Annotated in this window: 20 protein-coding genes and 1 riboswitch; of the genes, 8 read left to right on the top strand and 12 right to left on the bottom strand. The window is 72.9% G+C overall.

All coding sequences use genetic code 11. The features are described from left to right. Positions 1–12: 12 nt before the first annotated feature. Positions 13–885, bottom strand: a complete 873-nt coding sequence (locus ACYVM4_RS01885) for a methylenetetrahydrofolate reductase (protein WP_460667470.1) — start codon at positions 883–885, stop codon at positions 13–15. Positions 886–1098: 213 nt separating this feature from the next. Between ACYVM4_RS01885 and ACYVM4_RS01880 the strand changes: the two genes are divergently transcribed. From ACYVM4_RS01880 to ACYVM4_RS01860, 5 genes are all read left to right on the top strand, one after another. Next, positions 1099–2232, top strand: coding sequence for an L-talarate/galactarate dehydratase (locus ACYVM4_RS01880; RefSeq protein ID WP_368823240.1), 1134 nt, complete (start codon positions 1099–1101; stop codon positions 2230–2232). A gap of 158 nt (positions 2233–2390) precedes the next feature. Further along, entirely contained in the window at positions 2391–3665 is a 1275-nt protein-coding gene (locus ACYVM4_RS01875) for an ABC transporter substrate-binding protein (RefSeq protein WP_368823237.1), read from the top strand. A 125-nt stretch (positions 3666–3790) separates the two neighbouring features. Beyond that, positions 3791–4927 carry an ABC transporter ATP-binding protein gene (locus tag ACYVM4_RS01870; protein ID WP_460667469.1) on the top strand — a complete coding sequence of 379 codons (1137 nt, stop codon included), beginning with the start codon at positions 3791–3793 and terminating at the stop codon, positions 4925–4927. Between the two features lie 80 nt (positions 4928–5007). Further along, entirely contained in the window at positions 5008–7038 is a 2031-nt protein-coding gene (locus ACYVM4_RS01865) for a DUF6807 family protein (RefSeq protein ID WP_460667468.1), read from the top strand. Next, positions 7035–8099, top strand: a complete 1065-nt coding sequence (locus tag ACYVM4_RS01860; RefSeq protein ID WP_460667467.1) for a M24 family metallopeptidase — start codon at positions 7035–7037, stop codon at positions 8097–8099. The genes ACYVM4_RS01865 and ACYVM4_RS01860 overlap by 4 nt, the downstream gene beginning before the upstream one ends. Before the next feature lie 831 nt (positions 8100–8930). On the opposite strand, the gene ACYVM4_RS01855 is transcribed toward ACYVM4_RS01860, so the two are convergent. After that, complete coding sequence (locus ACYVM4_RS01855; RefSeq protein ID WP_460667466.1) at positions 8931–9245, bottom strand: DMT family transporter; 315 nt, start codon at positions 9243–9245, stop codon at positions 8931–8933. A gap of 10 nt (positions 9246–9255) precedes the next feature. Then, a riboswitch (guanidine-III (ykkC-III) riboswitch) is annotated at positions 9256–9323 on the bottom strand. A gap of 355 nt (positions 9324–9678) precedes the next feature. Between ACYVM4_RS01855 and ACYVM4_RS01850 the strand changes: the two genes are divergently transcribed. Beyond that, positions 9679–10230 carry a hypothetical protein gene (locus ACYVM4_RS01850; RefSeq protein WP_460667465.1) on the top strand — a complete coding sequence of 184 codons (552 nt, stop codon included), beginning with the start codon at positions 9679–9681 and terminating at the stop codon, positions 10228–10230. Between the two features lie 153 nt (positions 10231–10383). Here the strand turns inward: ACYVM4_RS01850 and ACYVM4_RS01845 are convergent, their stop codons facing one another. Continuing rightward, positions 10384–10656, bottom strand: coding sequence for a hypothetical protein (locus ACYVM4_RS01845; protein WP_460667464.1), 273 nt, complete (start codon positions 10654–10656; stop codon positions 10384–10386). A 152-nt stretch (positions 10657–10808) separates the two neighbouring features. On the opposite strand from ACYVM4_RS01845, the gene ACYVM4_RS01840 reads away from it, so the two are divergent. Further along, complete coding sequence (locus ACYVM4_RS01840; RefSeq protein WP_460667463.1) at positions 10809–11105, top strand: antibiotic biosynthesis monooxygenase; 297 nt, start codon at positions 10809–10811, stop codon at positions 11103–11105. 46 nt (positions 11106–11151) lie between these two features. Here ACYVM4_RS01840 and ACYVM4_RS01835 read toward each other — a convergent pair whose 3' ends face one another. The 9 genes from ACYVM4_RS01835 to ACYVM4_RS01795 all read right to left on the bottom strand — a co-directional run bounded on the left by ACYVM4_RS01835 (position 11152) and on the right by ACYVM4_RS01795 (position 21335). Then, positions 11152–12243, bottom strand: coding sequence for a mandelate racemase/muconate lactonizing enzyme family protein (locus ACYVM4_RS01835; RefSeq protein ID WP_460667462.1), 1092 nt, complete (start codon positions 12241–12243; stop codon positions 11152–11154). Beyond that, positions 12240–13226: an NAD-dependent epimerase/dehydratase family protein gene (locus ACYVM4_RS01830; protein WP_460667461.1), complete on the bottom strand. Its 987-nt coding sequence runs from the start codon at positions 13224–13226 to the stop codon at positions 12240–12242. Before ACYVM4_RS01830 ends, ACYVM4_RS01835 begins: the two co-directional genes overlap by 4 nt. Further along, a complete protein-coding gene (locus ACYVM4_RS01825; protein WP_460667460.1) occupies positions 13223–14611 on the bottom strand; it encodes a Gfo/Idh/MocA family oxidoreductase in 1389 nt (462 codons plus the stop codon). Before ACYVM4_RS01825 ends, ACYVM4_RS01830 begins: the two co-directional genes overlap by 4 nt. 97 nt (positions 14612–14708) lie before the next feature. After that, positions 14709–15644 (bottom strand): carbohydrate ABC transporter permease, encoded by a 936-nt coding sequence (locus ACYVM4_RS01820; RefSeq protein WP_368823276.1) that lies wholly within the window; start codon positions 15642–15644, stop codon positions 14709–14711. Further along, a complete protein-coding gene (locus ACYVM4_RS01815; RefSeq protein WP_460667459.1) occupies positions 15637–16593 on the bottom strand; it encodes a carbohydrate ABC transporter permease in 957 nt (318 codons plus the stop codon). The genes ACYVM4_RS01820 and ACYVM4_RS01815 overlap by 8 nt, the downstream gene beginning before the upstream one ends. Before the next feature lie 174 nt (positions 16594–16767). Continuing rightward, positions 16768–17973 (bottom strand): glycerate kinase, encoded by a 1206-nt coding sequence (locus ACYVM4_RS01810; RefSeq protein ID WP_460667458.1) that lies wholly within the window; start codon positions 17971–17973, stop codon positions 16768–16770. 1 nt (position 17974) lies between these two features. Beyond that, entirely contained in the window at positions 17975–18874 is a 900-nt protein-coding gene (locus ACYVM4_RS01805; protein WP_460667457.1) for a sugar phosphate isomerase/epimerase family protein, read from the bottom strand. Next, a complete protein-coding gene (locus ACYVM4_RS01800; protein ID WP_460667456.1) occupies positions 18871–20136 on the bottom strand; it encodes a dihydrodipicolinate synthase family protein in 1266 nt (421 codons plus the stop codon). Before ACYVM4_RS01800 ends, ACYVM4_RS01805 begins: the two co-directional genes overlap by 4 nt. Then, the gene (locus tag ACYVM4_RS01795; protein WP_368823287.1) at positions 20133–21335 is read right to left on the bottom strand and encodes a Gfo/Idh/MocA family protein; all 1203 of its coding nucleotides are present in this window, start codon (positions 21333–21335) and stop codon (positions 20133–20135) included. The genes ACYVM4_RS01800 and ACYVM4_RS01795 overlap by 4 nt, the downstream gene beginning before the upstream one ends. 156 nt (positions 21336–21491) lie before the next feature. On the opposite strand from ACYVM4_RS01795, the gene ACYVM4_RS01790 reads away from it, so the two are divergent. After that, positions 21492–22490 carry a LacI family DNA-binding transcriptional regulator gene (locus ACYVM4_RS01790; protein WP_460667455.1) on the top strand — a complete coding sequence of 333 codons (999 nt, stop codon included), beginning with the start codon at positions 21492–21494 and terminating at the stop codon, positions 22488–22490. Positions 22491–22516 lie beyond the last annotated feature (26 nt).

Here is a 22516-nt window from a genome sequence, read left to right as displayed (position 1 = left end):
GGCGGGGCGCGCTCACGGGGTCCGCCCGTCCGCCGCGAACTCGCGGACCCACTCGGCCGTGGCCCGCAGCCCGCCGAAGGTGTAGAAGTGCAGCAGCACCTGCCCGTGGACGGCGGGGTCGAGGCCGGCGGCGAGGTCGCGCAGGAAGCGGTCCGGGCCCGCGGTGCCCAGCAGATTCGTCAGGGAGAAGCCGTACTTCTGGACGATGCCGGCCGAGGTGCCCACGCCGAAGCGGCGCGCGTAGCCGAGCAGGCGCTTGACGCCCGCCGGCCCCGGCACCCCGATCCGCACCGGGGCGTCGACGCCGCGGCGGCGCACCTCGGCCAACCACTGCAGGACCGGGTCCTCGTCGAAGCCGAACTGGGTGATGACCTCCGGCTCGAGGCCCTGCTCGCGGATCGCGGCCGTCTTGTCGGTCAGGGCGGACCACAGGGCGGCGTCGTCGATGCCGGGGTGGCCCTCCGGGTAGCCGCTGACGCCCACCCCCCGCACGCCGTGCCGCTGGAGCACCCCGGTGCGGATGACGGAGAGGGAGTCCTCGTAGGGACCCTCCGGGGTCTCGGGGTCCCCGCCCACCACGAAGACGTGCTCGGCGGCGCCGACCTCCGCGAGCGCCGCGAGGAACTCCTCGAGCTCGGCCTGGGAGCGCAGCCTCCGCGCCGAGAGGTGGGGCACAGGGACGAACCCGTGCTCCCGCACCGCCCGGGCCGCGGCCACGCGCACGGTCAGGTCCTCGTTGCCGAGGAAGGTCACGTTGATCCTGGTCCCCGGGGGGACCACGGCGGCGGCCTCCTCCAGAGCCAGCACGTCCTTGCCCGTCATCTCGAGGGAGAAGTCCTGGAGCAGCGCGGCCGCCGCTCCTGCCTGGGGCGTGTCGATCGGCATCGATCCACATCCTTTCCGCGGCGCCTGCCCGGGGACGGGCCCCGCGGGCGTGGGGTTCACACGGTCTCGTCGTCAGTGTTGCAGGTCACAATAACTATGTACAGAGTGTTTCGATGCCGGGACGACGCGCACCCCAGGGGTGCTAGTCATACAAGTTATCTACTTGTACTATTCATTGTGACCGCCGCCACCGAGACCCGCGAGGACCCCGCCATGCCGTACACCCCGGACACCGTCCGCCACGTCAAGCTCTCCACCGCCACCCTGCCGCTGAGCACCCCCATCTCCGACGCCAAGGTCTTCACCGGCCGGCAGCGGCCGATGACCGAGGTCGTGTTCCTCTTCGCCGAGATCGCCACGGAGCAGGGACACACCGGGGTGGGCTTCAGCTACTCCAAGCGGGCCGGCGGCCCCGCCCAGTACGCCCACGCGAAGGAGGTGGCCGAGGGCCTGATCGGCGAGGACCCCAACGACATCGCCAAGGTGTACGACAAGCTGCTGTGGGCGGGCGCCTCCGTGGGGCGCTCCGGCGTGGCCACCCAGGCGCTGGCCGCGATCGACGTGGCCCTCTGGGACCTCAAGGCCAAGCGGGCCGGACTGCCGCTGGCCAAGCTGCTGGGCGCCCACCGGGACTCCGTGCGGACCTACAACACCTCCGGCGGGTTCCTCAACGCCTCCCTGGAGGAGGTCAGGGACCGCGCCACCCGCTCCCTCGAGGAGGGCATCGGCGGGATCAAGATCAAGGTGGGCCTCCCCGACTCCGCGGAGGACCTGCGGCGGGTCGCGGGCGTCCGCGAGCACATCGGCGCGGACGTGCCCCTGATGGTCGACGCCAACCAGCAGTGGGACCGCGCCACGGCCCTGCGCATGGGCCGCCGGCTGGAGGAGTTCGACCTCGTCTGGATCGAGGAGCCCCTGGACGCCTACGACGCCGAGGGCCACGCCCAGCTGGCCGCCGCCCTGGACACGCCCATCGCCACGGGCGAGATGCTCGCCTCCGTCGCCGAGCACGTCCGCCTGATCGAGAGCCGGGCCTGCGACATCATCCAGCCCGACGCCCCGCGCGTGGGAGGCATCACCCAGTTCCTGCGCCTGGCCGCCCTGGCCGACCAGCGCGGCCTGGGGCTGGCCCCCCACTTCGCCATGGAGATCCACCTGCACCTGGCGGCGGCCTATCCGCGGGAGCCGTGGGTGGAGCACTTCGACTGGCTCGACCCGCTCTTCGAGGAGCGCCTGGAGACCCGGGACGGACGCATGCTCGTCCCCGACCGCCCGGGACTGGGCGTCACCCTGAGCGGGCAGGCCCGCGCCTGGACCACGGACAGCGTGGCGTTCGGCACCGCATAGGACCCCGCGCCGCCACCCGTGCCGGCGCCCCGAGGGGCGCCGGCACGACACGGCCGGGAAATCCCGTACGACCCCTTGACCCGTGAGGCAGGTCACAGCTACGCTCGGGAAAACGCTTTCCAGCACCCGCCGAATCCACCCAAGGAGACAAGATCAGCATGAAGCGCACGGGAACTCTCGCGAAGGCCGCCACCGTCCTCAGCGTGTCGGCGCTGGCCCTGACCGGCTGCGGCGGCGCCGACGACGCGAACGCCGACGGCAACGTCGAGCTGCGCTTCGCCTGGTGGGGCTCGGACACCCGCCACCAGCAGACGCAGGAGATCATCGACGCCTTCGAGGAGCAGAACCCGGGGGTCACCATCGTGGGCGAGTACGGCGACTTCGGCGGCTACTGGGACAAGTTGGCCACGCAGACGGCCTCCAGCGACGCCCCCGACATCATCCAGATGGACGAGAAGTACCTGCGCGAGTACGCCGACAACGGCGCGCTGCTGGACCTCTCCGACGTGGACGTCACCGAGATCGACGAGGGCGTCGTGGACAGCGGACGGACCGACGAGGGTCTCTTCGGAGTGGCCACGGGCGTCAACGTGATGGCGATGATGGCGAACCCGACGATCTACGAGGAGGCCGGGGTGGAGCTGCCGGACGACTCCACGTGGACCTGGGACGACTTCTCCGAGGTCTCCCAGCAGATCGCCGAGAAGACCGACGCCTACGGCACCAGCGGCCCGAACGAGCCGGCCGGGTTCCAGATCTGGCTGCGCCAGCAGGGCAAGGAGCTGACCACGCCCGAGGGCGAGCTCGGCTTCGAGGCGAGCGACGCCGCCGGCTACCTGGGCCTGTGGCACCGGATGCTGAAGGACGGCGCGCTGCCCCCGGCCTCGGTGGTCACGGAGGACCAGGAGCCGGGTCCCGACCAGTCGCTGACCGGCACCAACGGCGCGGCCATGGGCATGTGGTGGACCAACCAGCTGAGCGCCCTCAACGCCGCGTCCGGCAACGAGCTGGTCCCGCTCCGCTTCCCGAGCACGGACGGCACGGAGGGCGGCGCCCAGCACTTCCAGAAGTCGGCGATGTTCATGTCCGCCTCGGCCCGCACCGAGCACCCGGAGGAGGTCAAGGCGTTCATCGACTTCATGGTCAACAGCGAGGAGGCCGGCAAGATCAACCTCGCGGACCGTGGCCTGCCCGCCAACGAGACGGTGCGCGAGGCCGTGCTGCCCGAGCTGAGCGCCTCGGACACCGCGGCCGCGGAGTTCGTCGAGGAGATCCAGCCCGAGCTGGGCGAGGCGCTGCCGGTCCCGCCGCTGGGCTTCAGCACCCTGCAGGAGATCATCTACCGCTACGAGCTCGACGTGCTCTTCGAGCGCGCGACCCCCGAGGAGGCTGCTGAGCGCATGATGTCCGAGATGGAGTCGGCGATCAGCTGACCCCCGCACGCTCCGCGGGCGCCGGACGACACCGTCCGGCGCACGCGGCTCCACCTGCCCCGCACGGCGGGGCACCCACTCACTTCGGATCGTCGGGCACGTACCTGCCCGTGGAGGGACACATCATGGCAACCGTGACGTTCGACAGCGCCACCCGCTTCTACCCGGGCGGGGAGAAGCCCGCGGTGGACCGGCTCGACCTCGAGATCGCGGACGGGGAGTTCCTCGTCCTGGTCGGTCCCTCCGGGTGCGGGAAGTCCACGTCCCTGCGGATGCTCGCCGGGCTCGAGGACGTGGACGGAGGGCGGATCCGCATCGGCGACCGGGACGTCACCGATGTCCCCTCCCGGGACCGGGACATCGCGATGGTGTTCCAGAACTACGCCCTCTACCCGCACATGACGGTGGCGGAGAACATGGGCTTCGCCCTGAAGATCGCCAAGATCGACGCCACCGAGCGCCGCACCCGGGTGGAGGAGGCCGCCAAGATCCTGGACCTCACCGACTACCTGGACCGCAAGCCCAAGGCCCTGTCCGGCGGGCAGCGCCAGCGGGTGGCGATGGGCCGGGCGATCGTGCGCTCCCCGCAGGTGTTCCTGATGGACGAGCCGCTGTCGAACCTGGACGCGAAGCTGCGGGTGCAGACCCGCACCCAGATCGCCTCCCTCACCCGCCGGCTCGGCGTCACCACCGTCTACGTCACCCACGACCAGGTCGAGGCCATGACCATGGGCGACCGGGTCGCGGTGCTCAAGGACGGGCTGCTGCAGCAGGTCGACACCCCGCGCAACCTCTACGACCGGCCGGACAACGTCTTCGTGGCCGGGTTCATCGGCTCCCCCGCCATGAACCTGCTCGAGCTGCCCCTGACCGAGGACGGCGTGCTGTTCGGCGGCACCGTCCACCCGGTCCCGCGCGACGTGCTCGGCGCCACCCGGGAGAAGACCGTGGTCCTGGGCGTGCGCCCCGAGGACCTCGAGCAGGCCCCCGCCGGTGAGGGCCTCGCCGTGGAGATCGACGTGGTCGAGGAGCTCGGCGCCGACGCCTACGTCTACGGGCACACCACCGTCCACGGCGAGCAGCACCTGATCACGGGCCGCGTGGACGGGCGCACGCCCCCGGCGGCCGGGACCACCACCTGTGTGCGCCCGAAGCTGGGCCGCGTGCACCTGTTCGACGCCCGGGGCGGGCATCGCCTCGGCGAGCGGACCGTGCCGGGCACGCGCACGGGAGCGGCCGCCCCCGCGACCGATCCCGCCTGACCGCGACCGCCTCCCCCGGCCCCGTCCCTGACCGGCCCGTCCCCCGTCCCCGTCCCGACCGCCGATCCCCAGGAGAACCTGTGCAGCCCCAGACCGTGTCCGTCACCGCCGCCCGCACCGTGCCGGAAGGACGCGTGCGCGTCTGCCTGGTGGGGATCGGCGGCTTCGGCGGACGCCACCTCGCGAACATCCGCCGCCTCGAGGACGAGGGCCGCGTCAGCCTGGTGGCGGCGGTCGACCGGCGGATCGACGAGGACGGGGTGCTCGGACCGGACGTGCCCATGTTCGGCGACCTGGAGCAGCTCGGAGCCGCGGGCCTCGACGTGGACGTGGTGGTGATCTCCACGCCCATCGACACCCACTTCGACCTCGCCCTGTCCGCCCTGCGGATGGGTGCCGACGTCCTGCTCGAGAAGCCCCCCGTGGCCCACCTCGAGCAGTTCGACCGCCTCCTCGAGGCCGCCGGGGCGGCGGACCGGCTCGTCCAGGTGGGGTTCCAGAGCCTGGGCTCCCACTCCTTGGCGGTCGTCGAGCAGCTGCTCGCGAGCGGGGAGATCGGGCGGCTGCGCGCGGTGGGCGCCACGGGGCTGTGGTCCCGGGACACGGACTACTTCACCCGCTCCCCGTGGGCCGGTCGGCGCCGCATGGGCGGCGTGGACGTGGTGGACGGCGTGGTCACCAACCCGCTGGCCCACGCGGTGATGACCGCCCTGCACCTCGCCGGCGCCCGCACCCGCGAGGACGTCGCCGAGCTGCGGACCGAGCTCTACCGGGCCAACGCCATCGAGTCCGACGACACCTCGGTGGTCCGGGTGCGCACCGCGGCCGGGATCCCGGTCACGTGCGCCCTGACCCTGTGCGCCGCCGAGCAGCAGGACCCCTTCATCACCGTCGACGGCACGGAGGGACAGGCCGTCCTGCACTACACCCAGGACCGGCTGACCGTCACGGGCCCCGAGGGCACGCGCGTCGTCGAGTCGGGGCGCACGAACCTGCTCGAGAACCTGCTCGACGCCCGGCTCCGGGGCACCCCGCTGCTGTGCCCGCTGGTCTCCACGGGGGCGTTCATGCGGGTGCTGGACGCCGTCCGCACCGCCCCGGACCCCGTCCCGATCGATCCCGCGCACGTGCGCTGGGTGCAGGACGGCGGCACGGCACGGCGGGCCGTCCTCGACGGGATCGAGGACTGGGCGGGGCGGGCGGTCAGGGCCCAGTCGGACTTCACCGGCCTGGGCGCCCCCTGGGCGAGCCCGGCCGCCACGAGCGGCAGCGTCGTCGTCGGCGGCCGCGAGGTCGCGCAGGTCCGCACGGGCGAGGACGTCGCCCCGACCGCGTCCCCCCGCCCGTTCCTGCACCCCGTCCGGACCCTCGGCGGCACCACCGTCACGGACCAGCAGCCCCTGGACCACGTCTGGCACCTGGGGGTCTCCACGGCGCTCCAGGACGTGGACGGCCTCAACTTCTGGGGCGGGCGCACCTACACCCGGGAGGCGCAGCGCTACGCGTGGCGGGACGACCACGGCCGCGTGGTCCGCGTCGCGGCCCACCACGCCGGCGACCGCCTGGACGAGGAGCTCTCCTGGACGGGCCCGGACGGGACCGCGGTGCTCACCGAGGAGCGCCGCTGGACGTTCCGCCCCGTGCACGAGCACGCCTGGGAGCTCGGCCTGCGCTTCCGCCTGTCCCCCGCCGGCGAGCGCCCGGTGCGGCTCGGCAGCCCCGGCTCCAACGGCCGGGCCGGCGGCGGCTACGGCGGGTTCTTCTGGCGGCTCCCCGCCTGCACGGACGCGGACGTCTTCACCGCGGACGCGGCGGGCGAGGAGGCCGTGCACGGCAGCACGTCCCCGTGGCTGGCGTTCTCCGCCGACTTCGCGGGGCGCCCCGCGACGCTCGTCCTCCGGCGCGGCGACGACGCGGCCGACCCGTGGTTCGTCCGGCACGCCGGGTACCCGGGGGTGGGCCTCGCCCTGGCCTGGGACACGGCCGTCACGACGACGACGGAGCGGCCGGTCGAGCGGGAGGTGCGCGTGCTCGTCGTCGACGGCCGTCTCGACGCCGCCCGGACGGAGGCCCTGCTCGTCGGGGACGCGGCCCGGGGCCGGGACGCGTGAGCGACCCGGAGCGGGCGGAGAAGCGCCGGCGGGTCCTGCGCGTGCTCGACGCCCACGGTGTCGACGCCGTGCTGCTGCAGAGCCACTCCGCCGTGTCCTGGTACCTCGACGGGGCGCGCGTGCACGTCTCGCTCGCCGGCCCGCCGGTGGCGGCGGTCCTGGTGCACCGGGACGGCGACGAGGTCGTGACCTCCGCCAACGAGGCCGCCCGCCTGGTGGCCGAGGAGCTGCCCGCCGACGTCCGGCTGCACGAGGTGCCCTGGCACGGGTCCCTCACGGCGCCGGAGGACTGGTTCCCCGCGGCGCGCTCGATGGCCGTCGCCTCCGAGGACTGCGTCGCCGCGCCGCTGCGGGCGGCGCGGGCCTCCCTGCTGCCCGGTGAGGCGCAGCGCTACGAACGGCTGTGCCGGGACGCCGCGACCGTGCTGACCGGCGCCCTGGGCCGGGCGACCCCGCGCACCACCGAGCGGGAGCTCGCCGCCGGGCTGACCGCCGAGCTGGTGCGCGCGGGCGCGGAACCCCTCGTGGTGCTGTGCGGCGGCGTGGACCGCCTGCCCCACCGCCACCCCCTCCCGACCGCCGGGCCCCTGGGCCGGCGGGCGATGGCGGTCGTCTGCGCCCGCCGCGGCGGACTGATCGCCAACGTGACCCGGTGGGTGCGCTTCGGCCCGGCGGACCCCGCCGAGACGGACGCGGAGGCGAGGATCGCGGAGGTCGAGGCGGACGTCCTCGACGCGCTGCGCCCCGGGCTGCCCCTCGCGGACCTGCTGCCGGTGCTCCGGCGCTCCTATCCGCGCCACGGCTTCGACGCCGGGGAGTGGACCCGACACCACCAGGGTGGGCCCGCCGGGTACGCCGGGCGGGATCCCCGGCTCGCCCCCGGCGTGCCGGACCGCGTGCACGAGCACCAGGCCTTCACGTGGAACCCGTCCGCGCCGGGCGCGAAGATCGAGGACACGGTGCTGCTGGGTCCCGACGGCGTCCGGCCCCTGTCCGTGGACCCGGAGTGGCCCGTGCTCCGGGTCCGGGGCCGGGACCGCCCGGCCGTGCTGGAGCGCTGACCCCGCCCGCGCCGCCCGCGGCCAGACGCCGCGCAGCGGGCCGCGAAGGCCCCCTGATGGTCGGCGCCGATCCCGGCGCGGGCCCGCACCGGTCGGCCCCTCCAGTCCGGCGCGTCGCCGGCAGGGGCCCTGGCGACCGGACGTTCCTCCTCTGCCGTCCCCGGACCTCCTTGGCCGCCCCGACGTCGAGCACCACGCGCCAACGATGCAGCCGGTGAGGTCCAGTGGGTGATCAGTGTCGACTCCACCGTGGTGCGCGCTCACCAGCACGCTGCCGGTGCCCGTCAAGAGGGGCTGTTCTGCAGCGATCGAGACCTTGGTAATGGTCGGGGGCGAAGGACTCGGCCGCTCCCGCGGTGGGTTGGGCACCACGATCCACCTGGCCCCCGACGGCCGCGGTTTGCCGATCAGCATGGTGCTCACGGGAGGGCAGGCTGGGACAACCCGCCATTGCGCCCGGTACTCGAGGGCATCGAGGTGGCCCGCACTGGTCCTGGCCGGCCTCGGACCCGGCCACAGGCCGTGATCGCCGACACGGCTTGCTCCCGTCCCTCACCCCGCGCTGCGATGGGACGGTGGAAGGTGCGCTTTGTCTGTCCGGAGCGCCTGGACCAGCTCACCCGTCGGGTCGCCGAGGGTCTAGGAGGTGGGCGCCCGTCAGTTCTCGACGAGAACCTCTATCGGGGGCGGAACGTGATGAGCGCTGCTTCACCAGGCTCAAGAAGTTTCGTGGCCTGGCCACTCGGTACGCCGAGCGGGCGGCCTACTATCGGGCCGGAGCGCTCATCGCGGCCATCATCTTGTGGTTGCGATGAGCACTCCGGTGCGGCCTCAGTGGGAGAGTTTGAGCCCGAGGACCCCGCCGATGATCATCAGCAGAAACACGATCCTGAGCACCGAAATCAACTTTTCACCAGTGGCCATCGCGTAGACGACAGTGAGTATCGCACCGATGCCCACCCACACCGCGTAGGCGGTGCCCACCGGGAGGTCTTCCATCGCGCAGGCCAGGCCGGTCATGCTCGCGGCCAGGGCCGGGAAGAACACCAGGGTGGGGCCGAGCCGGCTGAAGCCCTCGGACTTGCCCAGCGCGGTGGCCCAGACCGCTTCGAGGATCCCGGAGAGCACCAGAACGAACCAAGACATGACAGCCTCCTGCGGGCCGTCTTGTCGCGCACCGGGTACAGCACCTCTCGTCCGGGAGCCCTGTTTCCCGGGCTCGTTTCCAAGGTCCCACACCCAGTCGCAGGCCACAACGTCAGACGTATCACCGTCAGCCAGCATCAACGCATGAAAAGCGACGACGCAGAGCACGCCCCCCTACGATTCGTAGGACACGTCCTACCCGGACCGACCAGCACTGCGAACCCGCGGGCGCGCTCGAGCGAGACCATCTCCATGCCGTGGGCAGGTGCTCCGCCACTACCTGGCCATCTGTAAAGCGTTCCCCCGGCCCAAGGCCACCACGGTGGCCTGCCTGCGCGAATCACGTCGGCATGTCGCCGCAGGTTGCACAGGACGGAGCAATGCACCGCCCGCCATGAGTTAGCAAACGTGAAGTGAGCCGTAGGCTGGGTGCATGTCGCTTGCGTTGATCCTCGAGCTGCTCATGACGGCGTTCATCACCGTGTCGATTGCCGCGGTGGCCTGGTGGGCGCGCAAGCACCCTAACCGGGCCAAGGAGTACCCGGAGCGGGTGCGGATGCCCAAGGTGCTGCCGATCTTCGGCTGGCTGTGTGTGTGCGTGGGGCTGCTCATGGGGCTGGTGTCCTTCTTCACCCCCGGCGCACCCCTGGGCGCCCGCATCGCCTCGGTGGCGATCTTCCTGGGCGGGATGGCCTTCGTGGCGATGTACCGCAACTTCTACGTGGCTGCCCGGGACTTTGAAGTGGCCTTCCGCAGCGTGCTCGGCACCGAACACGTCATTGCCTATTGCGACATCGTCGACTACAGCTCGGGGGTGTTGCGAGGCCAGCAGTTTCTGACGGTCAAATCCGTGCACGGCGTGAAGTTCAGCATCAACGTCAGTGCGTACGACATGTCACCCTTGCTGCGGGCCATTGATTTCCACCAGGTCACCGGCCGCTGGCCGGTCCGCGTGGAGGTCCCCGCGGAAGGCTTCGGCACCTGACGTTCCAGTCCACTGCCTGCGGTGGACACGGTCCTGCTCGATCACCGCTGAAAACTCCGGCGCCGACTGCGCTTCTCTCGGCGATGGCCGTACCTGTCCCCTTGACGGGCTGCAGGAACCGTGTGGCTCGCAGCGGAGTCGATATCGAGCGCCTTATCGCGTCTCCTCGAGGGGCCGGCCGTAGGGGTAGTCCACCCATGGTCCGATGCCCGCGGGCGGGCACGCATCCTCGGCGCCGTTCAGCGTGCACCAGCAGTCCACGGGGAAGCGGGCTCCTTGCAGAACGGCGTTCAGGTCGACATCGAGTTCCGCGTGCCGGTCCGCGAAGCGCGCGTCATACCGAACGATGCGGTACCAGGACTTCCACCAGCGCCGCTTCCTCCACAAGGCGGTGGTCCCGACGGCAATCGGCAAGGATGAGTTCATGCACACCTCATCGCGTGTCCGCGCGCTCTGGAGCCGAGACTTCCCCGACGCTGTGTGATCAGCACAGAATGGACGCGCAAGGAACTGCCGAAGCTGGTCCATGGATTCGCAGGACAGGCCCTGGCCACGTCCACGGAGGAACGAGAACTCACATGAGCGCAGCGGTCGTGACGACGACAGACACGACGATCGAGCCGGAGCGCGAGCAGGACCTGATCGAGGGGTTCCGGCGGATGGTCGCCGGCCCGAGGCCCGACGGCCTCGTCCGCTCGGAGCTGCTCCGCGGTCAGGGCGGTGCGTGGCGGATCCAGACCACGTGGCGGGACCGGGACGCCCTGATGGCCCTGCGCGCCGCCGGTGAGCTACCGGCGGCGCTGGCCCTGCTCGACCGGCTGGGCGCCCCGCACTCCCACGCCGTGCACACGGTGGAGGAGAGCGTCGAGGCCTGACCGGTCCCCACCTGCGCCGCAGCGCTCCCGGCGTTCGTCGCCGCCGTCAGACCGTGAGCCCGGGCCCTACGGGCAGCAGCTGCTGCCGCAGCCCGAGGCCGAGTCCGGGCAGGTCCCGGGTGTCCAGCCGCGAGCCCGTCACCACGACCGGGGACGGTCCGGTGAGGATGCCGAGGTCCGCGAACCCGGCGTCCTCCACGACCTCCACCGTGGTGGGCTCGGCGAAGGTCAGGGCCAGCTGCCCGGAGAGGTCCGGCAGCAGGTGCGGGGCGACCCCCACGCTGTGCGCGCGCGCGAGCTCCACGATCCGCCGGAACGGCGTGATGCCGCCCACCCGGACGATGTTCGGCTGGACGACGTCCACCGCGCCGGCCGTGATGAAGTCCCGGAAGCGGTAGATGTTGTGCAGGTTCTCCCCCAGCGCGATGGGGACCCGGCTGAACCGGCGCAGCTGCCGGTAGCCCTCGAGGTCGTCCGCGCGCAGCGGCTCCTCCAGCCACGACGGTCCGAACTCGGCCAGGGCATCCAGGGCCCGGCGCGCCGTCGGCAGGTCCCACCGCTGGTTGGCGTCGATCATGAGCCCGCGGTCCGGCCCGAGCAGCTCCCGGACGGCGGCCACCCGCTCCACGTCCTCGCGCAGGTCGGGCCTGCCCACCTTGATCTTGACCGCGCCGAGGCCGGCGGCGACCCACCGGCGCACCTGGTCCTGCAGCTCGTCCAGGGAGTAGTGCAGGTTCACGCCGGAGCCGTAGACGGCCACGCTCTCCTGCCGCCGGCCCAGCAGCGCGGTGATCGAGACCCCGGCCCGCCGCGCCCGGAGGTCCCACAGCGCGAGGTCCACGCCCGCGAGCGCGACGCCGGTCAGACCGGCGCCTCCCTCGTGCAGGTGCTTCCAGGCGTCGTCCCAGAGGGCCTCGGGGTGCTCGGTCCGGCCGCGCACGAAGCCCGCGAGGTCGTCGTCGAGGAGTGCTTTCACGGCCGTCGCCCCGATGGTCGGGGTCCAGGAGAAGCCGGTCCCGGTGGCGCCGTCGTCGGCCACGACCGTGACGGCCACGAGGTGGTTCTGCGGTGCCTCCGGCCCCCAGTCGCGCAGCAGCCGGGCCGTGATGAGCTCCGTGTGCAGGGCGGCGATGCTCACGCGGTGCCCTTCCCGTGCCGGCCGGCGCCCGCGGGCTCCCCGGCCGCGGCGGCCACGGTCTCCTCCCGGAGCTCGGTGCGCCAGCTGCGCGCCGGCTCCCAGCCCAGGACCCGGCGGGCCTTGTCGATGCTGAAGGCGGGGGCCGTGCCGGTCAGCCCCGCCGCGAGCTCCTCGCTCCCGGGGACGAACTCGGGGACGAGCTCGGCGAGCGGGCGCCGGGCCAGGGCGTCGGCGGCGCCCACGAGGAAGGTGTCGCCGTTGCGGATCGCGCCCATCCCCTCGAGCAGCGCCCCCAGGAAGGACGTGACGTCGCGGGCGTCCACGTAGTTGAACAGCGCCGGCGCCGCGAGCGCGGGGTCGTCGAGCCGCTCCCGCACGGTGTGGCCCTGCTGGGTCGGGGCGCCCTCCCACTCCTCGGGGGCGATCACGTAGCAGGGGCGGAAGGACGCGTAGCGCACGCGTTCGCCCCGGGCCGCGGCGAACATCTGCGCTACCTGCTCCGCCACGTGCTTGGACAGCCCGTAGGCGTGCCACGGCCGGGGCGGGCTCTCCTCGGTCAGCGGGAGCGCGGGCGGCAGCCAGCCCGCCGGGGAGCCGTAGCCCAGCACGGTGGGGCTGCTGGCCATGACGATCCGCCGCGCCCCGGCCTCGGTCGCCGCGCCGGCCACGTTGTGCGCGATCACCGCGTTGGTCCGCAGGATGACGTGCTCGGGGGCGCTGAACGGGACGGCGATGGCCGCCAGGTTGATCACGGCGTCCGGGCGGGTGGCGCGCATCAGTGCGTGCGTGGCGTCCGGGTCGGTGAGGTCGGCGCCGCGGTGCTCCACGGCGGCGCGGGTACCGGGGGGACCGGAGTCGGCGGGACGGGCACCGTCGGGCGTGGACCGGTCGACGCTGACGACGTCGTAGCCGGCCTCCGCGAGCCCGGCGACCATGCTGCGGCCGAGCCGGCCCGCGCCGCCGGTGACGAGGACGCGGCTCATGCCGGGACCTCGCTCCGGTGCGCCCCGGCCGCCGCGCCCAGGTCCAGCTCGGCGATCCGGACGGGCAGCCCGGTCTCGAGGGACCGGTTGCCGGCGATGCCCACGGCGACGGCCGCCACGCCGTCCCGGTAGCCGGAGGGCCGGCCGTACGGGTCCTCGCCGGGGCCGCGGAAGACGTCCGCCAGCAGCAGGCGGTCACCGCCCCCGTGGCTGCCGGCCCCGTTGCTGATGACCACCTCCTCCGCGGCGCCCCAGTGGCGCTGGACGGTCAGGCGCTCGCCGCGGCGGCGGGCTCCGCCCCGGTGGGGACCCACCGTGACCGAGGGGTCCACCGGGGAGCCGCCGCTCGCGGGCAGCACGGCCGCCCGTTCGACGACCTCCAGCTCGGCCCGGCCCCCGGTGCCGTTGACGGCCACCCGGTACCCCTCCCACGGGGAGTGCGCGTTGAGGGAGTAGGAGAGGGTGGCGCCGCGGGCGTAGTCGACCACGAGCGCCAGGTTGTCCTCGATGCTGATCCCGTCGGAGAACACGTCCTGGTCCCGGCGATACCCGTCGTGGTGCTGGTGGTCCAGGTAGAGCCGGGTCAGGCGCTCGTCGGTGCGCAGGTCCAGGGCGAAGGGGTCGCCGCCTTCGACGTCCCGTCCCGGGGCGCCCGTGCGCGCCCGGGCCTCGGCGTTCTCCCGGCCGTAGAACCGCAGCCCGCCCGAGGCGAAGACCCGCTCCGGGGCGTCGGCCAGCCACCAGTTGACGAGGTCGAAGTGGTGGGAGGACTTGTGCACCAGCAGCCCGCCGGAGTTCTCCTTCTGCCGGTGCCAGCGGCGGAAGTAGTCGGCGCCGTGGACGGTGTCGAGCATCCAGCTGAAGTCCACGGAGGTGACGGTGCCGATCCGGCCGGACGCGACCACGTCCTTGAGCGCGGTGTTGCGCGGGGAGTACCGGTAGTTGAAGGTCACGACCACGTGGCGGCCGGTCTCCTCGACGGCCGCGCGGATGCGGCGGCATCCCTCCGCGTCCACGGTCAGGGGCTTCTCGACGACGGCGTCGGCCCCGGCGCGCAGCGTCTCGCAGATGTAGTCTTCGTGGGTGAAGTCCGGGGTGGTGATGATGACCCGATCGATCGCCTGCTCGCGGATCGTCCGGGAGAGCTCCGCGGGGTCCAGGACGCCGATCCGGACGCCCGAGGTCTCCTCGGCCAGCCGGCGGTAGTGCTCGGCCCGCCCGGGGTTGGTGTCGCCCACCGCCACCAGCTCGGCGACGTCGGAGTGGTCCTCCAGCAGGGAGCGGAGGTACATCTCGCACCGGTTGCCGGCGCCGACCAGGACGTACCGGGTCCGCCTCCCCGGCCGTACCGTGCCGTCCGTGCCGCTGTGCTCTGCGCTGTCCATCGATGGCTCCTGGTTCTGGGGGGGTGGGTGTGCGGTGGGTGGGGCGGCACCGGTGTCCCCGGCCCGGGCGGGCCGGGGACACCGGGGCCGCCGCCCGTTACTTGATGCCCGTGGTGGCGATGCCCTTGACGAGGAACTTCTGTCCCACGAGGAAGGCGATGAACACCGGCAGCAGGGACACGATCGACATCGCGAACAGGGAACCCCACGAGGACTCCCCGGAGGCGTCCACGAAGGCCCGCAGCGCCACGGGGACGGTGAACATGTTCGGGTCGGTCAGGTAGATCAGGGCGCTGAAGAAGTCGTTCCAGGTCCAGATGAACGTGAAGATCGTGGTGGTGGCCAGGGCCGGGACCATCATCGGCAGGATGATCTGCCCGAAGATCCGGGCGTGCCCGGCACCGTCGATCCGCGCCGCCTCGTCCATGTCCTTGGGGATGCCGCGGATGAACTGGACCATGAGGAACACGAAGAACGCGTCGGTGGCGAGCAGCTTCGGCACGATCAGGGGCCAGAAGGTGTTCACCCACCCGATCTGGGAGAACATGATGTACTGCGGCACGATCACCACGTGGAACGGCAGCATGATCGTGAGGAGCATGAGGGCGAAGGCCGGCTTCTTGAAGCGGAACTCCAGCCGGGCGAACGCGTAGGCCGCCATGGAGCAGGAGACCAGGTTGCCGACGATGCACCCGAGCACCACCACCGCGGAGTTGAACAGGTACACGCTGAACGGGCTGGACAGGGCGCTCCAGCCGTCCGAGTAGTTCGCGGTCTCGAGCGTCTGCAGCAGGATCCCGGGTTCGCGGAAGATGATGTCGTCGGGGCGCAGGGAGCTGGCCACCATCCACAGCAGCGGGTAGATCATCACGCCGCCGGTGAGGATCAGCGCCAGGTGCTTGAGCAGGGAGCGGATCCGCGCCCGCGGGCCGGGTCCCCGCTTCGGGGCCGGCTCCGAGGCCCCGGCGGGCGCCGGGCCGGAGCTCTGCTCGAGCGCCGCGGCGGGGTCGTAGGCGATTGTCGAGTTAGTCATCGTAGAACACCCAATACTTAGACGCGATGAAGTTGAGAGCGGTGAACGCCCCGATGATGACGAGCAGCAGCCAGGCCATGGCCGCGGCGTAGCCCATGTCGAAGCGGCCGAAGCCCGTCTGGTACAGGTAGAGCGTGAAGAACATCGTCGAGTCGGACGGGCCTCCTCGGCCGCCGGAGACGATGAACGCCTGCGTGAAGGACTGGAACGCCTGGATGATCTGCAGCACCAGGTTGAAGAAGATGATGGGGCTCAGCAGCGGCAGCGTGATCCGGAGGAACTGCGTGATCCGGCCGGCGCCGTCGATGGAGGCCGCCTCGTAGTACATGGTGGGGATCTGGCGCAGCCCGGCGAGGAAGATGATCATCGGCGCCCCGAAGGTCCACACGTGCAGCAGGATGATGCTGCCGAGCGCGGTCCGGGGGTCCGCGATCCAGCCGATGCCCTCGATGCCGACGAGGGCCAGGAGCTGGTTGACCAGCCCGGTGGTGCCGAAGAGCTGCTTCCAGAGGATGGCGATGGCCACCGAGGAGCCGAGCAGCGACGGCAGGTAGAAGACGGAGCGGTAGAACGCGAGGCCCCGCAGTCCCCGGTCGAGGACCATGGCGATCGCCAGGGCCAGCATGAGCTGCAGGGGCACCCCGACGAACACGTACGTGAAGGTCACCTTCAGCGAGTTGTGCAGCCGCTCGTCCGCCAGCATGCGGGAGAAGTTCTCCGTCCCGATCCAGTCGGGCGCCCGCATGAGGTTGTAGTCGGTGAACGAGAGGTAGAGGGACATCAGCATGGGGCCGAGGGTGATGACCACCAGTCCCACGATCCAGGGCGCCAGGAAGACCGCCGCGGCCCTGTTGTCCCGCCGCTCGGCCCGGGTCCTGCCCCGGGACCTCTTCGCCGGGGTCTGCCCCTCGGGCAGGCCCTTCCGGGTGATCTCCTCCACGACGCTCATGCCGGGAGCACCTCCCGGACCGTCCGCGCCCGGGGCCCCCGGTGCGGTCCAGCGTGGATGTGACTCGATGTCATCGGTATCTCCTCGGAACGAGTGGGAAAGCGTTTTCCAGAGCTGCGTTGCGTCCAGGCTAGTGGCCGACCGGTGTGACGTCAACCACAAATCTACGGTGGTTCAGGTCCCGACCGCGGGGACGGCGCGCCCCCGGGCGGCGGACGGTGAGCCGGCCAGGAGGCGCAGCGCCTCCACCGTCGCCGGCGGGCCGTAGCGCTCCGCCTCGTCCTGGGCCGCCCGGACGGAGGGGGCGACGCCCACGAGCGAGGCCGCCGCCAGGACCCCCGCGCCGCGCAGCTGCTCCGCGGACAGGGCCAGTCTCCCGGCCACGGCCACGACGGGCACGCCCCGGGCCGCGGCGAGGGCGGCCGCGGCGAGCGGCGCCTTGCCCTGCAGCGACTGGAGGTCCAACGACCCCTCGCCGACGACGAGCAGGTCCGCGTCCTCGAGCTGCTCCTCGAGCCCCACGAGGGCGGACACGAGGTCGAAGCCGCGCTCGAGCGTCGCCGGGGTCAGGGCCAGGAAGCCGGCCGGGAAGCCGCCGGCGGCGCCGGCCCCCGGGAGCAGGAACGGACGGGCGCCCTCGAGATCGGCCAGCAGCCCGGCCCACCGCCGGAGCGCGGCGTCCAGCTCGCGCCGGGCGGCACGGTCGGCGCCCTTCTGCGCGGCGAAGACGTGCGCGGCCCCGTCGGGGCCGTGCAGCGGGTTCTGCACGTCCACGGCCAGCCGCAGCCGCACCGCGCGCAGCCTCGGGTCCAGGGCGGAGGCGTCCAGGCGGGCGGCGGACAGCAGTCCCTCCCCGCCCAGGGGGACGGGGGCGCCGTCGTCGTCGAGGACCTCCAGGCCGAGCGCCCGCAGGGCGCCCGAGCCCCCGTCCGTCATCGCCGAGCCGCCGAGGCCGACGACGACGTCGGTCGCCCCGGCGTCCAGCGCCGCCCGGATCAGCTGGCCGCAGCCGTAGCTGTGCGCCGCGCGGGCCGTCGCCGGACTCGGGCGCACCTGGTCCAGACCGCTCGCCTGGGCGGATTCGATCACCGCGGTGGGGGCGCCGGAGGGCGCCGTGAGCACCGCCCAGCGCGCCCGCACCCGGCCCTCCACGGCGCCCCGGACGAGGGTGCGGCGCAGCCGCGCCCCGGCGGCCACCGCGGCGTCGACCGTGCCCTCGCCCCCGTCGGCCAGGGGCACGGAGCGGATCCGGGCCCCGGGCCGGTGCCGGCGCACCCCGGCAGCGAGCACGGCGGCGGCCTCGGCCGCCGTCAGCGACCCCTTGAACTTGTCCGGGGCCACGACCACCCGGGGGCGGTCGCCGAGCTCGTGCGGACCCACGTCAGGCGGTCGCGGCAGCGGGTGCGTCGGTCAGGGACGGCAGCACGATGGACTCCCAGCGCTCCTTCATCACGGCGAGCACGAGGTCCGGGTCCTGGTCGAAGATCTCCTGGTTGAAGATCTCGACCTCGACCGGGCCCGTGTAGCCGGCGGCGGCGACCCAGCGACCGATCGTGCCGAAGTCGATCACCCCGTCCCCCATCATCCCGCGGGAGAGCAGCGCGTCGGAGGCGATCGGCAGGTTGAAGTCGCAGACCTGGTAGGACGCCAGCCGGCCCTCCGCCCCGGCCCGGGCGATCTGGACCTCCAGCCCGGGGTCCCACCAGACGTGGAAGGTGTCCACCACCACGCCCACGGCGTCCACCGGGTGCGGGGCCGCGAGGTCCAGGGCCTGCCCGAGGGTGGACAGCACGGCCCGGTCCGCCGCGTACATGGGGTGGAGCGCCTCGAGCACGAGGCGCACGCCGTGCTCCCGGGCGAAGGGGACGAGCTCGGCGAGCCGTTCGGCCACGCGCTCGCGGGCCGCCACCACGTCCTTGTCGCCGCGGTCGCCCTCGCCGCCCAGGACGTGGGCGGCGGCGGGCAGGCCGCCGACGACCATGATCAGCTCGCTCGTGCCCAGGACCTGGGCCTCCCGGATCGCGTCCCGGTTGCTCTCGAGCGCGGCCCGCTGCCCGGCCTCGTCGGCCGCCGTGAGGAAGCCGCCGCGGCACAGGCTGGAGACCTGCAGACCGGCCCGCGAGATGATCCGGGCCGCGTTCTCGAGCCCGGCCTCGGCCACGCGGTCGCGCCACACGCCGATGTGCCCCAGCCCGGCCCGGGCGGTGGCGTCCACGGCCTGCTGCAGGGTCAGGCCGCGGGTGGTGCCCGTGTTCAGCGACAGCTGGAAGTCCGCGCTCATGCCGCACCTCCGGTGCTGCCGGCCGGCACGAGGACCGGCGCGAGGACCGGCGCGCCGAGGCCCGCTCCGTCCAGGAAGGTGGTCATCCGCCGCGCGGCGAGCTCGGGGTCGAGCAGCAGCCCGGCCCGGTCGGCCCGCCGGAACACCTCGACCAGGTGCGGCACGGAACGGCCCGAGTGCAGCCCGCCGACCATCTGGAAGCCGGGCTGGCTGCCGTTGAGCCACGACAGGAACGCGATGCCGCACTTGTAGTAGAAGGTCGGGGCGCTGAAGACGTGGCGCCCCAGCTCCTCCGTGGCGTCGAGGATCGCCCGCGCCCGGCCGGGCTCCCCGGCGTCGTAGGCCTGGAGCGCGGTGGACGCCGCCGGGTAGATGCCCGCGAAGATGCCCAGCAGCGCGTCGGAGTGCCGGGTGCCGTCGCCGTCGATGAGCTCGGGGTAGTTGAAGTCGTCGCCGGTGTAGAGGCGGACCCCCTCCGGCAGCGCCGCCCGCAGCCGGGTCTCGTGCGCGGCGTCCAGGAGGGACACCTTCACGCCGTCGACCTTGCCCGGGTGGGACCGGATGAGCTCGAGGAAGGTCTCCGTGGCCGTCTCCACCGCGTCGCTGCCCCAGTAACCGGTCAGCGCCGGGTCGAACATCGTCCCGAGCCAGTGCAGGACCACCGGGTGCCGGGCCTCGCCCAGCAGCTGGGAGTAGACCCGCAGGTAGTCGTCGGCGTCCCGCGCGGCCCGCACCAGTGCGCGGGACGCCATCAGGACGACCTTCGCCCCGGCGCCCTCGACCACCTCGACCTGCTCCCGGTATGCCTCGACCACGGCGCGCAGCCCGGTCTCGCCGGCCGCGACGCCCGCCGGGTCGAGCTGGTCCGTGCCCGCCCCGCACGCGATGAGGTCGCGGACGGTCCTGCCCTCCAGGGCGGGGTTGCCGGTGGCCAGTGCCGCCGAGGCCTCGGCGGTCGAGCGCCGGATCAGCTGCTGGGTGGCCGGCCAGTCCAGGCCCATCCCGCGCTGGGCGGTGTCCATGGCGTCGGCGACGCCCAGTCCGTAGGACCAGATGTCGTGGCGGAAGCCCAGGGTCGCGTCCCAGTCGAGCTGCGCCGGCGCCCCGGGGGTGTTGTCCCCGAGCGCCAGCGGCACCACGTGCGCGGCGGCGTAGGCCTTGCGCGCGGTGAGGGGCGCCTGCGGCCGGGTCCAGTTCCCCGGTCCGGCGAGCACGTGCTCGGTGCGGGACCCGCCGGCGCCGGGCAGGAGCACGGCGCTCACCGGACGGCCCCGGCGGTGCGCCGCTCGGCGGGGGAGAGGACGATCTCGGGGATGTCGATGGTGCGGCGCTCGGCCGAGGACTGCAGGCCCAGCTCGGCCAGCTGCACCCCGCGCGCGGCGGAGAGCAGTCCGAAGCGGTGCTCGCGGCCCGCGGCGACGTCGGCCAGGAACTCCTCCCACTGCGCCTTGAACCCGTTGTCCAGCTCCGCGTTGGCCGGCACCTCCAGCCACTGGTCGCGGAAGGACTCGGTGACGGGCAGGTCCGGGTTCCAGACGGGCTTGGGCGTGTGGGCCCGCTGCTGGGCCACGCACTTGTTCAGCCCGGCGACCGCCGAGCCGTGGGTGCCGTCCACCTGGAACTCCACGAGCTCGTCGCGGTGCACGCGCACGGCCCAGGAGGAGTTGATCTGGGCGACCACGGGGTCGCCGTCCGGGGTCTCGAGCTCGAAGACGCCGTAGGCGGCGTCGTCGGCGGTGGCCGGGTACTCGTGGCCCTGCTCGTCCCAGCGCGCGGGGATGTGCGTCACGGCCTTCGAGGTGACGGACCGGACGGGCCCCACGATGCCCTCGAGGACGTAGTTCCAGTGGCAGTACATGTCGACGGTCATGGACCCGCCGTCCTCCCGCCGGTAGTTCCAGGACGGGCGCTGGGCCTCCTGGTGCTCGCCCTCGAAGACCCAGTACCCGAACTCGCCGCGCAGGGACAGGATCCGGCCGAAGAAGCCCTCGTCCACGAGCCGCCGCAGCTTCACGAGACCGGGGAGGTAGAGCTTGTCGTGGACCACACCGGCGGTGACGCCGCGCTCCTGGGCGATCCGCGCCAGCTCGACCGCCTCGTCCAGGGTCTCGGCGGTCGGCTTCTCGGTGTAGACGTGCTTGCCCGCGCGCATGGCCTTCTTGAGCGTCTCGGCCCGGAGGCTGGTCATGGAGGCGTCGAAGACGATGTCCACGGTCGGGTCCTCGATGACCGCGTCGAGATCGGTGGTCCAGTGCTCCACGCCGTGCCGGCGCGCCAGCTCGGCGACCTTGGCCTCGTTGCGGCCCACGAGGATCGGCTCCACGGTCACGCGGGTGCCGTCCGGCAGGGTCACTCCTCCCTGGTCCCGGATGGGCAGGATCGAGCGCAGCAGGTGCTGGCGGTAGCCCATGCGGCCGGTGATGCCGTTCATGGCGATGCGGAGAACTCGGGGTTCGGACATCATCAACTCCAGAGGATTCGGGAAATTTGTAGGAAAGCGCTTTCCACTCTAGGGTTGGCTCAGTGTGACTGTCAACACGTTTCCGCCGCCGGGCTCCCCCGGCGCGCGGGGACGAGACGCCCGCCGGATGCGGTGGGCAGGAAGCAGGACCGGACCATGAGCGCAGTGACCCTCTCCCAGGTGGCCAGGCAGGCCGGGGTGTCCCTGGCCACGGCGTCCCGGGTGCTCAACGGATCGGACCGCCGGCCGGCCGAGCACATCGCCGAGCGCGTCCGGGACGCCGCGGAGACCCTCGGCTACGTGGCCAACGCCCAGGCGCAGGCGCTGGCGCGGTCCACCACCGGGCTGGTCGGGCTCGTGGTCCACGACATCGCCGACCCCTACTTCTCCTCGATCGCCAAGGGTGTGCAGCGCCGGGCCCGCACCGACCGGCACCAGCTGCTGCTGGCGGCCACCGACGGCACCGACCAGCTCGACGCCGTCGCGGCCTTCGCGGCCCACCGCACCGACGCGATCATCATGGCCGGTTCCCGCCGCCGGGAGATCGACCCGCGGCTGCTCGCCGAGCTCACCCGCTACCAGAAGAACGGGGGCCGGGTGGTGACCATCGGCCAGGCCTGGCTCGAGGGCGCCGGGTCGGTCACCATCGACAACCGCGGCGCCGGCGCCGACCTGACGGACATGCTGATCGGGGCCGGCCGGACCCGCTTCGCCTTCCTGGGCGGCCCCGAGGAGCTGACCAGCGCGGCCGAGCGCCGGGCGGGCTTCCGCTCGGCCCTCGAGCGGGCCGGACTGGCGGCGGAGGCCGAGGTCGTGCAGCACTTCAACAGCCAGGGCGGCTACGAGGCCGCGCGGGAACTGGTGGACCGGCTCGGGTCCGACACCGTGCGCGGGCTCACGGCCGTGGTCGGCAACGACGTCATGGCGCTGGGCGCGATCGCGGGCTTCCGGCACGCCGGGCTGGCCGTGCCGGACGACCTGTGGGTGGCCGGCTTCGACGACATCCCCAACCTGCGGGACTTCTCCCCCGGGCTGACCACCGTGCGCTTCCCCCTGGAGCAGATCGGGGAGACCGCCGCGGACATCGCCCTGAGCCACGACGAGGCCCGGATCGAGCACGTGGTGGGCGAGATCGTGCGGCGCGAGAGCGCCTGAGCCCGGGCAGGCACGAGGCGCCGCGT

The organism is Kocuria himachalensis (assembly GCF_054784195.1).
This window is presented reverse-complemented; position numbering and strand designations above follow the sequence as displayed.